This window comes from Nonomuraea sp. NPDC049141, from assembly GCF_040648415.1.
GTDB lineage: Bacteria > Actinomycetota > Actinomycetes > Streptosporangiales > Streptosporangiaceae > Nonomuraea.
Map to the genome: position 1 here is coordinate 178,363 of NZ_JBEZDR010000024.1, position 14,431 is coordinate 192,793.

At 70.1% G+C, this 14,431-nt stretch carries 13 protein-coding genes; 11 read left to right on the forward strand and 2 right to left on the reverse strand.

What is annotated here, in order from left to right; all coding sequences use genetic code 11:
- Positions 1-208 precede the first annotated feature (208 nt).
- From AB0B91_RS50120 to AB0B91_RS50145, 6 genes are all read left to right on the forward strand, one after another.
- The gene (locus AB0B91_RS50120) at positions 209-1,906 is read left to right on the forward strand and encodes an AMP-binding protein (protein WP_358337102.1); all 1,698 of its coding nucleotides are present in this window, start codon (positions 209-211) and stop codon (positions 1,904-1,906) included.
- Positions 1,906-2,961 (forward strand): acyl-CoA dehydrogenase family protein, encoded by a 1,056-nt coding sequence (locus AB0B91_RS50125; protein ID WP_358337105.1) that lies wholly within the window; start codon positions 1,906-1,908, stop codon positions 2,959-2,961. The genes AB0B91_RS50120 and AB0B91_RS50125 overlap by 1 nt, the downstream gene beginning before the upstream one ends.
- Positions 2,961-4,115: an acyl-CoA dehydrogenase family protein gene (locus tag AB0B91_RS50130; protein ID WP_358337108.1), complete on the forward strand. Its 1,155-nt coding sequence runs from the start codon at positions 2,961-2,963 to the stop codon at positions 4,113-4,115. Before AB0B91_RS50125 ends, AB0B91_RS50130 begins: the two co-directional genes overlap by 1 nt.
- A complete protein-coding gene (locus tag AB0B91_RS50135; RefSeq protein ID WP_358337111.1) occupies positions 4,112-5,140 on the forward strand; it encodes a bifunctional MaoC family dehydratase N-terminal/OB-fold nucleic acid binding domain-containing protein in 1,029 nt (342 codons plus the stop codon). The genes AB0B91_RS50130 and AB0B91_RS50135 overlap by 4 nt, the downstream gene beginning before the upstream one ends.
- Positions 5,140-5,553 (forward strand): MaoC family dehydratase, encoded by a 414-nt coding sequence (locus AB0B91_RS50140; RefSeq protein WP_358337114.1) that lies wholly within the window; start codon positions 5,140-5,142, stop codon positions 5,551-5,553. The genes AB0B91_RS50135 and AB0B91_RS50140 overlap by 1 nt, the downstream gene beginning before the upstream one ends.
- Positions 5,554-5,620: 67 nt before the next feature.
- Positions 5,621-6,787 (forward strand): lipid-transfer protein, encoded by a 1,167-nt coding sequence (locus AB0B91_RS50145; RefSeq protein WP_358337117.1) that lies wholly within the window; start codon positions 5,621-5,623, stop codon positions 6,785-6,787.
- 16 nt (positions 6,788-6,803) lie between these two features.
- On the opposite strand, the gene AB0B91_RS50150 is transcribed toward AB0B91_RS50145, so the two are convergent.
- The gene (locus AB0B91_RS50150) at positions 6,804-8,552 is read right to left on the reverse strand and encodes a hypothetical protein (protein WP_358337120.1); all 1,749 of its coding nucleotides are present in this window, start codon (positions 8,550-8,552) and stop codon (positions 6,804-6,806) included.
- Positions 8,553-8,820: 268 nt separating this feature from the next.
- Between AB0B91_RS50150 and AB0B91_RS50155 the strand changes: the two genes are divergently transcribed.
- Genes AB0B91_RS50155 through AB0B91_RS50175 form a run of 5 tightly spaced genes read left to right on the forward strand, consistent with a single transcriptional unit; the run spans position 8,821 to position 12,700 of the window.
- On the forward strand, positions 8,821-9,879 hold the full coding sequence (locus AB0B91_RS50155) for an ATP-binding cassette domain-containing protein (RefSeq protein WP_358337122.1): 1,059 nt from the start codon (positions 8,821-8,823) through the stop codon (positions 9,877-9,879).
- Positions 9,872-10,546 carry an ABC transporter permease gene (locus tag AB0B91_RS50160; RefSeq protein WP_358337125.1) on the forward strand — a complete coding sequence of 225 codons (675 nt, stop codon included), beginning with the start codon at positions 9,872-9,874 and terminating at the stop codon, positions 10,544-10,546. The genes AB0B91_RS50155 and AB0B91_RS50160 overlap by 8 nt, the downstream gene beginning before the upstream one ends.
- Positions 10,543-11,214: an ABC transporter permease subunit gene (locus AB0B91_RS50165; protein ID WP_358337128.1), complete on the forward strand. Its 672-nt coding sequence runs from the start codon at positions 10,543-10,545 to the stop codon at positions 11,212-11,214. The genes AB0B91_RS50160 and AB0B91_RS50165 overlap by 4 nt, the downstream gene beginning before the upstream one ends.
- 36 nt (positions 11,215-11,250) lie before the next feature.
- On the forward strand, positions 11,251-12,177 hold the full coding sequence (locus AB0B91_RS50170) for an ABC transporter substrate-binding protein (RefSeq protein WP_358337131.1): 927 nt from the start codon (positions 11,251-11,253) through the stop codon (positions 12,175-12,177).
- A gap of 40 nt (positions 12,178-12,217) precedes the next feature.
- A complete protein-coding gene (locus AB0B91_RS50175) occupies positions 12,218-12,700 on the forward strand; it encodes a flavin reductase family protein (protein WP_358337134.1) in 483 nt (160 codons plus the stop codon).
- 9 nt (positions 12,701-12,709) lie between these two features.
- On the opposite strand, the gene sppA is transcribed toward AB0B91_RS50175, so the two are convergent.
- Entirely contained in the window at positions 12,710-14,407 is a 1,698-nt protein-coding gene (sppA, locus tag AB0B91_RS50180; protein ID WP_358337137.1) for a signal peptide peptidase SppA, read from the reverse strand.
- Positions 14,408-14,431 lie beyond the last annotated feature (24 nt).

Here is a 14,431-nt window from a genome sequence, read left to right on the forward strand (position 1 = left end):
GACGGCTGCGGGGTACGCATGAGAACACGTTATCTGATTTCTCGATAACTCGGCTTGTTACCCACGAGTCACAAAGAACCTGTATAGACGCATGTCTGAGCCGCTACAGGCATATATCCGGAGTTGTTGTGATGTGTCGCCTATGGACAGAGATTAGAATCTGTTCTAGTTTGCGGAACTGTTGACCGGGCGCTTGCTAGGAGGGTCGATGGCCGCGGACACGCTCGCCGCACTGTTGCTGGCCCGGGCCGGCGACGATCGTCCGGGGCTGGTCTTCGAGGATCGCGTCTGGTCGTGGCGCGCGCACGTGGCCGCCTGCCGCACCGCCGCCGCCTGGCTGAACGCCCGCGTCTTCGACGGACCGCCGCACGTGGGGGTGCTCTGCGACAACGTGCCGGAGATGGTGTTCCTGCTGGGCGGGGCCGCGCTCTCGGGGCGGGTGCTGGTGGCGCTGAACCCCACCCGCTCGGTGGAAGAGTTGACCCGCGACGCCCGCGCCACCGACGTCGGCCTGCTGCTGTGGGACGGCCCCTACGAGGCGATGGCGCACTCCGTGGCCGACGCCCTGGGAGTGGCATCGGCGCCCATCCCGGACTGGGGCTCGGCGCTCACGACGGGCCCGGACGTACGCGACCCGGATCCGGACCTGGACGTACGCGACCCGGATCCGGACCTGGACGCGCACGCGCCGGACGTACGCGATCCGGACACGCACGCGCCGGATCCCGGTGCGCTGGTCATGCTGATCTTCACCTCCGGCACGTCCGGCCGGCCGCGGGCGGTGCGGATCACGCACCGGAAGATCGCCGTCCCCGGCGTGTCGCTCGCCGCGATGCTCGCCCCCACTGACGCCGTCTACTGCGCGATGCCGCTCTTCCACTCCGGCGCCGTCATGGCGGCCTACGCGCCGGCCGTGGCGTCGGGGGCCGCGCTGGTGCTGCGGCGGAGGTTCTCCGCGTCGGGTCTGCTGCCGGACATCAGACGCTACGGCTGTACGTACCTCCACTACGTCGGCAAAGCGCTCTCCTATGTCCTGGCCACCCCCCGGCAGCCGGACGACGCGGACAACCCCCTGAGGCTCGCCTTCGGCAACGAGGGGAGCGCCACGGCGACCAGGCGGTTCGGGGAGCGGTTCGGCTGCCATGTGATCGACGCGTTCGGGTCGACGGAGACGGCCATCTCGCTCAGCCCGGATCCGACCGGCCCGCCCGGCTGTCTCGGCAGGCTGCCGCTGGGCATCGAGATCCGCAGCCCGCTGACCGGCCTGCCGTGCACGCCGGGCCGCGTCGAGGACGGGCGGCTGCTCAACCCCGACGAAGCGGTCGGCGAGTTGGTGAACACCGGCGGCCTCGGCCTGTTCGACGGCTACTACAACGACCCGGACGCCGACGCCGAGCGCATGCGGGAGGGCGCGTTCTGGTCGGGCGACCTGGCATACGCGGACGCCGACGGCTACGTGTTCTTCGCCGGGCGGGGCACCGAGCGGCTCCGCGTGGACGGCGAGAACCTAGCGGTGGCCCCGATCGAGGCGGTCCTGCGGGAGTTCGCGGGCGTGATCGAGGCGGCCGTCTACCCGGTGCCGGACGCGGCGGCCGGAGACCAGGTCATGGCGGCGCTCGTCATGGAGGCGCCGTTCGACCCCGCCGCGTTCGCCGGTTTCCTCGCCTCTCGCCGCGACCTGGGGGCCAAGTCGTTCCCCCGGTACGTACGCATCTCCGATGGTCTGCCGCAGACCTCCTCGCACAAGGTCGTCAAGCGGGTCCTGGTGAAGGAGGGCTGGCGGACGGCCGACCCGGTCTGGTGGCGTCCGACCGGCGCGGAGATCCGCTTACTGGAGGACGAGGACGTCGCGGCGATCGAGCGGGAGTTCGCCCGGCACGGCCGGCAACACCTTTTGGAGAAATAGTGGATTTCAATCTGGATGACACTCAACAGGACCTGCGCATCCTGGCCGCCGACCTCCTGGGCAAGGAGGCGACCTCGGAGCGGCTGGAGGCGCACGAGAAGAGCGGCCTGCCATACGACGAGCGGCTCTGGCAGGCGCTGTCCCAGGCGGAGCTGATGAGCGTGTGCGTGCCGGAGGACGCGGGCGGCGCCGGGCTCGGGCCCGTCGAACTGGCCGTGGTGCTCCGCGAGGTCGGCGCGCGGGCCGCACCGGTGCCCGCGCTGGCGACGCTGGTCAGCACGCTGGCGCTGGCTCGATACGGGCAGACAGTGGGCACGTCTCCGGAACCGGAGCAGCAGTCGGCTGACAGCGTCGGCACGGTGGCACTCCGTGAACCAGGCAGGGCACTGGCGGACCCGCCCCTGACCACCGCCGAGCGGGACGGCGACGGCTGGGTGCTGACCGGGCGCAAGGTCGGGGTCCCGTACGGGAGCGAGGCCGCGTACGTGCTGGTCACCGCCGATGAAGGCGTGTTCGTGGCCACCGGCTCATGGACGGCGCAGCCGGAGTTCGCCTCCAACGGCGAGGCGCTGGCCACTGTCGTGTTCGACCGGACTCCGGCCGAGCGGCTGGCCGGTCCGGAGGCGGTCGCCGGTCTGCGGCAGCTCTTCACGGCGGCCGTCGCGGCCCAGGCCAGTGGCGTGCTGGCCGGCGCTCTCAAACTGACCACCGAGTACATCAAGAGCAGGAAGCAGTTCGGCCGGGCCTTGGCCGAGTTCCAGGCGGTCACCGTGCAGATCGCCGACGTCTACATCGCCACGCGCGCGCTCGACGTGGCCGTGTGGTCGGGCGCCTGGCTGCTCGCCAACGACCTGCCGGCCGAGGAGGACCTGGCCGTGGCCGCGTTCCACGTCAGCGAGGCGTTCACGGCGCTCTACACCTGCCAGCACCTGCACGGCGGCCTGGGCCTCGACGTGACGTACCCGCTGCACCGCTACTTCGCGCACGCCAAGCACCTGACGCACCTGCTCGGCGGCGCCGACGCCCAGCTCGACCTGATCGGAGCGCTCGTCTGATGCTGATCGACCTGACCCCCGACCAGCGCAGGCTCCGCGACGAGCTGCGCGAGTACTTCCAGAACTGCCTCACCCAGGAGGACCGCCGCAAGATCGCCGAGGACCCGTTCGGCACCGCCTACATGGAGCACTGCCGCAGGCTCGGCCGCGACCGCAAGCTCGGCCTCGGCTGGCCGAAGGAGTACGGCGGCGGCGGTTTCGGCCCGCTCGAACAGCAGATCTTCGCCAACGAGATCGCGCGAGCGGGCGTCCCGTATCCGCTCATCACGCTGCAGACGGTCGGGCCGACCCTGATGCAGTACGGCACGCCGGAGCAGAAGGAGAAGTTCCTGCCGAGCATCCTGGCAGGGGAGTGCCACTTCGCGATCGGCTACAGCGAGCCCGAGGCCGGCACGGACCTGGCCTCGCTCCGGACCACGGCGGTGCTCGACGGCGACCACTACGTCGTCAACGGCCAGAAGATCTTCACCAGCGGCGCCCACTACGCCCAGTACATCTGGCTGGCCACCCGCACCAACCCCGATGCCAAGAAGCACAAGGGCATCACGATGATGATCGCCTCGACCGACGACCCGGGCTTCTCCTGGACGCCGATCGTCACCATGGACGGCCGCCACCACACGAACTCCACCTACTACGCCGACGTCCGCGTCCCGGCGAACATGGTCGTGGGCGAGGTGGACAAGGGCTGGGACCTGATCGTCAACCAGCTCAACCACGAACGCGTCACGCTCGGCCCCGCCGGGAACCTCGGCCAGACCTACGACCGCTTCCTGGCCTGGGCGCGCCGTACCGGGCTGGTGGAGCAGCCGGACGTACGGCGGGCGCTGGGCAGGGTGCGGGCCTACTTCCGCACGAACGAGCTGCTCAACTGGCAGGTCGCGGCGAACATGGACCTCGGCTGGCTGGGCGCGCCCGACGCGTCGGCCACCAAGATCTACGCCTCGGAGCGGGTACAGGAGGTCGGCCGGCTCATCGCCGACATCCTGGCCCGCTACGCGGATCCGTCGGACCCGGAGACGGCCGAGCTCCTGGAGCGCTTCGACCACGGGGTGAAGGGCGCGGTGGTGCTGACGTTCGGCGGCGGGGTGAACGAGGTGCAACGCGAGCTGATCGCGATGCTCGGCCTGAGCCTCCCGAGGCCGCCCCGATGACGGACGCCAAGCCGATGGACGCCCGGACAAGCACCGCCCAGCCGACGGCTGACCCGACAACCACCGACCAGCCGACCGGCGCCCCGAGCGCGGACAGGGAGCTGCGCGAGCTGGCGGACAAGCAGGCCGCCCTCGGGGAGGTGCGCGGTGCCGCCGCCCCGGACCCGATCAACGTGCCCATGATCAGGCATTGGCTGGACGCCCTCGGCGACACGAACCCGGCCTACCTCGAAAAAGGCCTCGCCCCACCCGCGATGATCCAGGTCTGGACCATGCAGGGCCTCCGCCGGGAGGCCAAGGACCGCTCGCCGGTCGACGACATGATCACCGCCCTGAACGCCCACGGCTACACGGGCGTGGTGGCGACGAACTGCGAGCAGACCTATCACCGGTACGCCCGGCTGGGCGAGCGCCTGACCCCGTCAACCCGCTTCACCAGCCTCGTGGGCCCGAAGCGAACGGCACTCGGCGAGGGCTACTTCGCCACCTGGAACGTCACCTGGTACGGCGAAGCAGACGACCCAGTGGCCGAGATGCTGTTCCGAATCCTGAAATTTCGCCCACGCACCGCCGCGCAGCAGCAGCCGCCGCCTGCCGCCGCACCCTCCCCAGAGGCGAGCCGCAAGCCGTACCCGCTGCGTCCCGCCGTCAACGACGACACGGCCTTCTTCTGGGAAGGCGTCCAGCAGGGCGAGCTGCGCATCCAGCGCTGCGCCGACTGCGGCGAGCTACGCCACCCGCCAGGTCCGATATGTCCCGCCTGCCGCTCCACCAACCGCACCCACACCGTGGCGAGCGGCGAGGGCACCGTCTACAGCTATGTCGTGCACCACCATCCCCCGGTCCCGGGACGAGAGACGCCGTTTGTGGTGGCAGTGGTGGAGCTGCCAGAAGGGGTGAGGATTGTGGGGAACATCGTGGACTGCCCGCCCGACGCCGTGGGTATCGGCATGGCATTGCGTACGACATATCGTGCTTTGGACGACGAACTTGTTCTTCCTATGTGGGCGCCATGGGAGTCGTGATGCGGACGCTGACCGAAGACCAGGTCGAGATCGGTTCGGTGCTTCCCGAGCTGTCGATCGACCTCACGCCCACAGTGGTCGTCTCCACCGCCCTCGCCACCATGGACTACACCCCGGTCCACCACGACGTCGAGGGCGCCCGCGCGCAGGGCTCCAAGGACATCTTCCTCAACATCCTGACCACGATGGGGCTGGTGGAACGGTACGTCACGGACTGGGCGGGCCCTGAGGCGATCATCAGGCGCATCAAGGTCAAGCTCGGCGTCCCGGCGTACGCGGGCGACCGGCTGAGCTTCAACGGCACGATCGTCTCGCGGGAGGCGGGGGAGTTCACGGTCGAGGTGCGGGGCAAGGTCAGCCTCGGCGACCACGCCACCGGCACGATCACCCTCACCCTCCCCTCGGCCCCCTGACCTCGCGGGCGGTCCTGCCAACGCAACGGCGGCACGAGACCTGATCACCTCAACGAAGGAGCGGTAAGTGCTCAAGTCCCAAGCCGCCATCGCGGGCATCGGCGCCACCGAGTTCAGCAAGCGGTCCGGCCGGTCGGAGCTGCGGCTGGCCGCCGAGGCCGTGTTCGCCGCGCTCGACGACGCCGGGGTGGCGCCGGGCGACGTGGACGGGATGGTGACCTTCACCCAGGACACCAACCAGGAGATCGCCGTCGCCCGCGAGATCGGCGCCGGTGAGCTCACCTACTTCTCGCGGGTCGAGTACGGCGGCGGCGCGGCGTGCGGCACGGTGGCGCAGGCCGCCATGGCCGTCGCGACCGGAGCGGCGAGCACCGTCGTCTGCTACCGGGCGTTCAACGAGCGGTCCGGCCGCAGGTTCGGGCAGCCCGACGCGCGCCTGGGCGGGCAGCCGACCTCGCAGGGGCTGGAGATGAGCTGGCACGTGCCGTTCGGGCTGATGACGCCCGCAGGGTGGGTGGCGATGTTCGCCCAGCGGTACATGCACACCTACGGCGCCACATCAGAGGACTTCGGCCGGGTGGCCGTCGCCATGCGCAGGCACGCCGCCACGAACCCCGCCGCCTGGTTCCACGGCCGGCCCATCACGCTGGCGGAGCACCAGGCGTCCAAGTGGATCGTGGAGCCGCTGCACCTGCTCGACTGCTGTCAGGAGAGCGACGGGGCCGTGGCCCTGGTGGTCACGACCACCGAACGGGCCCGCGACCTGCGCCGCTCCCCGGCCGTGATCACGGCCGCCGCGCAGGGCGCGGGCGTGGGGCAGATGATGATGACCAGCTACTACCGTGATGACATGAGCGGCCTGCCCGAGATGGGAGTCGTCGGGCGACGCTTATGGGAAATGTCCGGCCTGAGCCCGCAGGACATCCAGACAGCCATCCTGTACGACCACTTCACCCCGTTCGTCCTGGCCCAACTGGAGGAGCTCGGATTCTGCGGTCGGGGAGAGGCCCCCGGCTATCTCCAGGACGGCGGCATCGAGCTCGGCGGCCGCCTGCCCGTCAACCCGAACGGCGGCCAGCTCGGCGAGGCCTACATCCACGGCATGAACGGCATCGCCGAAGCCGTACGCCAGGTCAGAGGCACCTCCGCCAATCAGGTGGGCGGCGTACGCAACGTTCTGGTGACGGCCGGCACCGGCGTCCCGACCAGCGGCCTGATCCTCTCGGCCGACTGACCGGGCGCCCCGAAGGTCACGGGCCGATGATGAGCGGCACCGCGAAGAACACGATCATCGCGATGATGACGCAGACCAGGAACCCGACCAGCTCCCAGGCCCAGTCGTAGTGCTTGTCCCGGCCGGGCCGTACCCGGGCTTCCGGTACGGCCGGTATGTCCGGGACGTCGTCGGGCAGGTCGTCCACGATGGGCAGGTCGTCCACGGTGGGCGGGAACATCAGCGGGGCCGGCATCCGATAGACGGGCTCCTTGGCGGCGGACCTCGGGACGAAGAGAGCGCCCGGCTCCCTGGCCGGGCCCTTGTGCACGAGGATGTCGCCGATGGCGGGCAACTCCTGGGTCACCGCGTCGTCGTCCAGCACGTCCCCCGGAATGGACGCCGAGAGCGGGAACGGCGGCCTCGTTACGGGCTCGCCGACCGGCTTACCGGAGACTGGCTCAGCGGGCTGCGGCAGACGGAACGGCCCGTCGTGCACCGGCTTCGCGCCAGAGGACCCGCCTCCGGGCGGCCACGCACCAAAAAGCGGATCCAGGGACGGCTTCGCGCCAGAAGACGCGTCCTGGGACGGCTTCGCGCCAGCGTCCTGGGACGGCTTCGCGCCCGAGGGCGTCTCTTCGGGCGGCCACGCACCGAAGAGCGGGTCCTTGGACAGCCTCGCGCCTGCGGGCGCATCTTTGGCCGGTCGCGCGCCGAAGAGCAGGTCCTGGGGCCGCTTGGCGCTGGCGGACGCGTCCTGTGCCCCTTTCGCGTCAGTAGACGCATCCTGGGATGGCTTCGCGCTGGAGGGCAGGTCTTTGGGCGGGCGCGCGCCGAAAAGGGCCTCCCAGGCTGACCGTGCGCTCGCCGGCCGGGGCGTGAAGAACCGCTGCCTCGCGGGAGCCTGGTCCGCGCCGAGCGGCGCCTGATCGGGACCGGGCGGAACGCGGCCAGGCCCCTCCAGCCGCCACCCGAGCCCGGAAAGCGCCTCGTCAGGCCCGAACCGGAGTTTCGGCATCGGTGCAGTGGGCGCCTCGTGTTCCGGCACCCGGGACGGCGACGGCGGCGTCAGCAGCTCCGTCGGGAAGATCCCCGTGCTGGTAGCCGGATCCGCCTCGCTCAACGGTAGCGGCCACGTCGGCGGCCCCGGCCAGAGCGGCTTGACGAACATCGGCGCCGCCGTACGACCGCGCCTGCCCTGGGACGCGAAGCGCGAGTGGAGATGCTCGGGCGGCGGCGGCCACGGCAGCCGCCCCAGCACGTCGCGCAGCGGCGCGACGCCGAGCGCCCCGTAGACGTCGGCCACCGGCTTGGACACGCGGGGACCGACGTAGGCCAGCGCGGTGTCGAGCGCCTGCCGGTAGCGGAGCGCGGCGCTGGTGGCCAGCTCCTCCGCCGTGTCGGGCGCCACGTCGAGCACCCAGGCCAGCTCGTGGAGATCCAGCCCGCACACCTCGCCCAGCACGAGCACCTCGCGCTGGTGCGGGCGTAACTCCCGCAGCGCCCGCTCCACCAGCGCGGACGCCGGGTCGATCAGCGGGTCGACCACCGAAGGCGCGTAGACGACGTCGCGGCGGTGGATCTCGCGCCGGGCGAACGCGAACAGCGCGGCGCGCGGCGGCGGCGTCGCCGGGACGCTGGAGAGGACGGACACCAGGGCGTCGGCTGCGGAACCGTGGTCCCCGAGCTGGTCAGCGCAGTACGCGAACAGCCCGGCGGCGTAACGGTCGTAGAGCTCCGCGATCAGTTCCGCCTGGGAGGGGTGATCGGTGAGCGAGTGTGTCACGGGGCCGGATCCTCTTGCTGAAATGCGGACGCTTGAGGGTGGGGGGTGCGGCGTCGATGTCTTTGGTGGTAATCATGCCAACTTACCCAGGTAAAGCGCACTACCAGCACCGTATTTCGCATGAAACTTGCAGCTACCTGAAGCGTTTCAGATGGGACTGAGGGGACAGAGCGGTCAGGATCGCCGTAGTCTTGTCGCTCTGAGAGATCATGCGGCGGCTGTAGCAGGGGGGAGCTGCGGTCCCCGCCACGAACGCGAGAGGTCGCGCGTGATCACATTTGACGACGTCACCAAACGCTACCCGGACGGCACGGTCGCCGTTGATCACCTGAGCCTTGAGGCGCCGACGGGTGAAATCACCGTGTTCGTCGGCCCCTCGGGGTGCGGGAAGACGACGTCCCTACGAATGATCAACCGGATGATCGATGCCTCAGAAGGGCAGATCCTCCTTGACGGCGTGCCCGTGCAGGGCATCGATCCGCCGACGTTGCGGCGTGGGATCGGGTACGTCATCCAGCAGGCGGGGCTCTTCCCGCACCGGAAGATCGTTGACAATATCGCCACCGTCCCCTATTTGCTCGGCTGGGACCGCAAGAAGGCCCGGGATCGGGCCATGGAGCTGCTGGAACGCGTGGGGCTCGACCCGGTCATGGGCGAGCGTTACCCGTTCCAGCTGTCCGGCGGTCAGCAGCAGCGTGTCGGCGTGGCCAGGGCGCTCGCGGCGGATCCGCCGGTGCTGCTCATGGACGAGCCGTTCAGCGCGGTCGACCCGATCGTGCGCACCAGCCTCCAGGACGAACTGCTCAGGCTGCAGTCGGAGCTGAACAAGACCATCGTCTTCGTCACCCACGACATCGACGAGGCCATCAAGCTCGGCGACCGGGTCGCCGTCCTGCGTGTGGGCGGCAAGCTGGCGCAGCTCGCCGATCCCAAGACGCTGCTCTCGGAGCCCGCCGACGACTTCGTCCGCGAGTTCCTCGGTCATGACCGGGGCATCAGGCGCCTGCAGTTCATCTCGACGCAGGGCCTGCGCCTGCGCTCCGACCTGACCGTGCCCGAAGGGTTCGAGGGCCCGACGGACGAGCCGTGGCTGCTGGTCGTCACCGCTGATGACCGGCCGGTCGGCTGGATCTCGCGCGAGCGGCCCGGCGAGCTGGAGTCGTACGGGATGTTCGTGCTCGGCCGTGACTCGATGCGCTCGACGCTCGACGCGGCGCTGCTGTCCCCGTCGGGCTGCGCGGTGGCCGTGGACGAGGACGGCAAGGTCGTCGGCGTGGCCACCAGAGAGGCGCTCGACGAGGCTCTGGCGGAGGCGGCCGATGGCTGACGGCCCCCCTTCCGTATGGGAGTGGATCGCGCGCAACTGGGACACCGGACGGGTCGACAGCATCAAGAACCTGCTCGGCGACCACCTGGTCATGTCCCTGGTGCCGATCGTCGTCGCGCTGGTCCTGGCGCTGCCGCTGGGGCTGGCCTGCGTACGGTGGCGCTGGCTCTTCCAGCCGACGTCCGGCGTGATGAACATCTTCTACGCGCTCCCCTCGCTGCCGGTCTTCATGCTGCTCATCCAGATCACCGGCCTGTCGAAGACGACCGTGATCGTGCCGCTGACCCTCTATGCCTGCGCCGTGCTCATCCCGTCCGTGGTGGACGGGCTCGGCGCGGTGCCCGAGCACGTGCGGCAGTCGGCCGTCGCGATGGGGTTCACGCCGCTGCGCCGCCTGGTGCAGGTCGAGCTGCCGATCGCCACGCCCGTCGTGCTCGCCGGGCTCCGGGTGGTCGCCGTCTCCAGCATCAGCCTCGTGAGTGTCGGCGCGCTGATCGGGCAGGGCGGTCTGGGGATGCTGTTCACCAGGGCCTACCAGAACCCGTTCGTGCCGCCCGCGCTCGTCGGCATCGTGCTGATCGTGCTGCTGGCCCTGGTCGCCGACGGCCTCCTGGTGCTCGCGCAGCGGCTGCTGACCCCCTGGGTCAGGGCTAGGAGGTCCGCGTGAACTGGCTGCTGGAGTTCTTCGGCAAGGCCGAGAACTGGTCGGGACCGGCGGGCATCCCCACGCGGCTGCTCGAACACCTGGAATTCTCGCTCATGGCGCTGGCCTTGGCCGTGCTGATCGCGATCCCGCTCGGCCTGCTGATCGGGCACACCGGCAAGGGCGGCCTCGGCGTGGTCGTCACGGCCAACCTGGCCAGGGCGCTGCCTACGCTGGGGCTGCTGGTGCTGTTCGTGCTGCTGCTCGGCACCGCGTCGATCCTGCCGGTGATCATCCCGCTGGTCCTGCTGGCCATACCGCCGATCCTGGTCAACACCTTCGAGGGCATCAGAGGCGTGGACCCGGAGCTCCGTGACGCCGCCTACGGGATGGGGCTGCGCGGCGGGCAGGTGCTCGGGCGGGTGCTGGTGCCCGTGGCGCTGCCGCTGATCCTGCTGGGACTCCGGCTGTCGGCCATCCAGGTGGTGGCCACCACGACGATCGCGGCCTACACCGGGCTGGGCGGGCTCGGCCGATTCGTGATCGACGGATTCGCCACGCAGGATTACGCGAGCGTGGTCGGGGGTTCAGTACTGATTGTGTTGTTCGCGCTTGTCGTGCAGGTGCTGTTCACCGTCGTTCGGCGGGTGACGGTCTCCCCAGGGGTGAGTCAGCGGGTCAAGGTCCGCTAATCTCTCTAATACCTGCCGCTTAGGAAGGAAATAAGAATGAAACGCATGTTCAGCACTGCGGCGGTGCTGCTGTCGGCGACGCTCGCGTTGGCCGCGTGTGGGGGCGGCGGCAGTGGAGGCAACCCGCTCAACACCACGAGCGCGGCGCCCAGCGGCTCGGCGTCCGCCAGTGGCGGGGGCAAGGTGATCATCGGTTCCGCCAACTTCGACGAGAACACGCTGCTCGCCTCCATTTACGCCCAGGCATTGGAGGCCAAGGGCGTACAGGTCGAGGAGAAGCCCGGCATCGGCACCCGTGAGGTCATCTACGACCAGGTCAAGAGCGGCGGGCTGACCATAGTGCCCGAGTACAACGGCAACCTGCTGGCCTTCGTCGACAAGGCGACCAAGGCGAAGACCACCGAGGAGGTCAACGCGGAGCTCAAGACGAAGCTGCCGCCCGAGCTGGAGGTCCTCGACTCCTCGCCCGCCGAGGACAAGGACACCCTGACGATCACCAAGGACGAGCAGACCAAGGGGTCGCTCAACTCCATGGAAGACCTGGCCAAGGTCTCCAAGACCTGGGTCATCGGCGCTCCGCCCGAGTTCAAGCAGCGCTGGGAGAAGGAGCTGAAGTCGGTCTACGGGATCGAGTTCAAGGACTGGAAGGCCACCGGCGCCACCACGGCCGACGCCATCAAGGACGGCACGGTCCAGGTCGGCAACGTGTTCAGCACGGACCCGAAGATCGCCGCGAACAACCTCGTCTCGCTCCAGGACACGAAGAACCTCTTCGCCGCCCAGAACGTGACGCCGCTGGTCAACAAGGCGGCCATGAACGACACGATCACCACCACGCTCAACGCCATCTCGGGCAAGCTCTCGACGCAGTCGCTGCTCGACATGATGCAGAAGATCGCCGTCAACAAGGACGAGCCCGCCACGGTGGCCAAGGAATGGCTGACCTCCAACGGCCTCGGCTGACCCGCCCGGCGAGGGTCCCCGGACTCCGGGGGCTCTCGCCGTGAGCGAGTTCACCGAGGCGATGGCGCAGCTCGCGGCGGGCGTGGCGGTGGTCACCGTGCGCGACGACCGCGACGACCTGGGCGCCACGGTATCGGCGCTGATGTCCGTCTCACTGGAGCCGCCGCTGGTGCTGGTGAGCCTGCGCGGCGACGGCTACCTCTGCGAGGTGCTGCTGCGCCAGGACCGCTGGGCGGCCTCGCTCCTGTCGGCCGGGCAGGCCGCGATCGCCAGCCGATTCGCCGCCGCCGGCCGGCCCAGCGCCCGCCACCTGGTGGCGGGCATCGCGCACCACCGCGGCGCCCACTCGGACGCGATCGTCGTCGAGAACGGCGTCGCGGCCCTGGAGGCGGAGACCACCCAGGTGGTCCCCGCCGGGGATCACACGCTGTTCATCGCGCGCGTGCTCGCGGTGCCGTACGTCACGTCCTCTGTCCAGCCGCTGGTACGACTCCGCGGCCGCTACCGCCCGATGGGCTCCTGACCGGAAGGATCACTGAATCCTGTACCACGCGGGGAGGGACAGCGGCCCGGCGGCCGGGAAGCCCAGCTCGGCGGAGAGCCGGGCGAACGGCCCCCAGGCTTCCAGGCGGACCCGGGTCAGCGCGGCGGCCTTGTCCTCGCTCGACTCCGGTCCGCGCAGCCGCTCCAGCGGGTTGAGCCGCGGATAGACGCGCACGGGTGCCTCCGCGCCCAGGCCCGCGCGCTTCCTGGCCATGCCGAGCGCGTCTTCGAGGCCGCCCAGCTCGTCCACCAGGCCGCAGGACCGCGCGTCGGAACCGGTCCAGACCCGGCCGCGGGCCAGCTCGTGGGCGCGGTCGCGGGTCAGGCCGCGACCCTCGGCGACCTTGCCCACGAAGTCATCGTAGATACGGTCGAGCCAGGCGTTGACCCGCTCCCACTGCTCGGGGGACCAGGCGCGCGTCGCGGAGAACATGCCGGCGTTGGTGCCCTCGGCCACCAGCTCGGAGTTGACGCCGACCTTCTCCAGCAGCTCGCGCATCACCGGCTTGCCGGCGAACACCCCGATGGAGCCGGTCAGCGTGCCGGGCTGGGCGACGATCACGTCGGCGGCCATCGAGACGAAGTAGCCGCCGGACGCGGCCACGTCGCCCATCGACACGATCACCGGCTTGACCTTTCGCGCCAGCACGACCTCGCGCCAGACCGTGTCCGAGGCGACGTACGAGCCGCCGGGGCTGTCCACCCGGAACACGATCGCCTTGACGTGCTCGTCGCGCCGGGCGGCCCGCAGCGCGGCGCTCACCGTGTCGGAGCCCATCGCGCCGCCGCCGCCGAGCGGACTGCGCCCGCTGCGGCCGGACCTGATCTGCCCGTGGCCGTGGACGAGCGCGATGCCGTCGGCCGTCGGGTGCGGCAGCTTGCGCACGGCCGCGGCCCTGGCGTACCGGGAGACGTACTGCAGGTGCGGGTCGCCGCCCGCGGCCTGCCTGACCTCGTCGTACACCTCGTCGCGGTAGGCCAGACCGTCGACCAGACCGGCCTCCAGCGCCTCGGCGCCGATGAAGGGCCCGCGGTCGACGAGCTCGCGCACCTTGGCCGGGTCGAGCCGGCGGCCCTCGGCGATGCCCGCGGTGACCTGCTCGATGACCGACTCGACGATGCGGGTCATCGACTCGCGGTGCGGCTCGGTCATGTGGTCCTGGGTGAACATGTTGGCCGCGGTCTTGTACTCGTGCCGCTGGCCGCCCTCGTAGCCGATGCCCAGCTTGGCCAGGCTGCCCTTGACGAAGCGCTGCTCCAACGCCACGCCCGTCAAGCCCACGTCACCGCTCGGCTGCAGGTAGATCCGCTCGAACGCGGTGGCCAGGTAGTAGGGCACGGTGGCGTTGCCGAACTCCCCGAACGTCTCGGCGAACGCGACGGTCAGCTTGCCCGAGGCGCGGAAGTGGGCCACCGCCTGGCGCAGCTCCTGCACCATCGCCAGACCGAGCGGATTGCCGCCGATCTTCACGACCAGCGCCTTGACCCTGGAGTCCTGCCTGGCCCGCTTGAGCCCCGACAGCACATCGGACAGTCGCGTCTTGCGCATGGACAGCACGGCGGAGAGCGGGTCCGCCGGCGGTCCTTCAGTGAGCCCTTCGGTGAGATCGAGCTCCAGCACCAGCGGGGCGGTGCGCCGCTGGCGATACCTGTCAACCGTGTCCAAGATCGCCTTGCCTGCGTCCATAAAAGCCACCCTAAGCGGCAGGAG

Bases quoted from the DNA above. Each gene is read 5' to 3' on its own strand.
- AB0B91_RS50140 (WP_358337114.1), top strand. From the start codon at position 5,140: ATGCGGACGCTGACCGAAGACCAGGTCGAGATCGGTTCGGTGCTTCCC.
- AB0B91_RS50170 (WP_358337131.1), top strand. From the start codon at position 11,251: ATGAAACGCATGTTCAGCACTGCGGCGGTGCTGCTGTCGGCGACGCTC.
- AB0B91_RS50120 (WP_358337102.1), top strand. From the start codon at position 209: ATGGCCGCGGACACGCTCGCCGCACTGTTGCTGGCCCGGGCCGGCGAC.
- AB0B91_RS50135 (WP_358337111.1), top strand. From the start codon at position 4,112: ATGACGGACGCCAAGCCGATGGACGCCCGGACAAGCACCGCCCAGCCG.
- sppA (WP_358337137.1), bottom strand. From the start codon at position 14,407: ATGGACGCAGGCAAGGCGATCTTGGACACGGTTGACAGGTATCGCCAG.
- AB0B91_RS50160 (WP_358337125.1), top strand. From the start codon at position 9,872: ATGGCTGACGGCCCCCCTTCCGTATGGGAGTGGATCGCGCGCAACTGG.
- AB0B91_RS50130 (WP_358337108.1), top strand. From the start codon at position 2,961: ATGCTGATCGACCTGACCCCCGACCAGCGCAGGCTCCGCGACGAGCTG.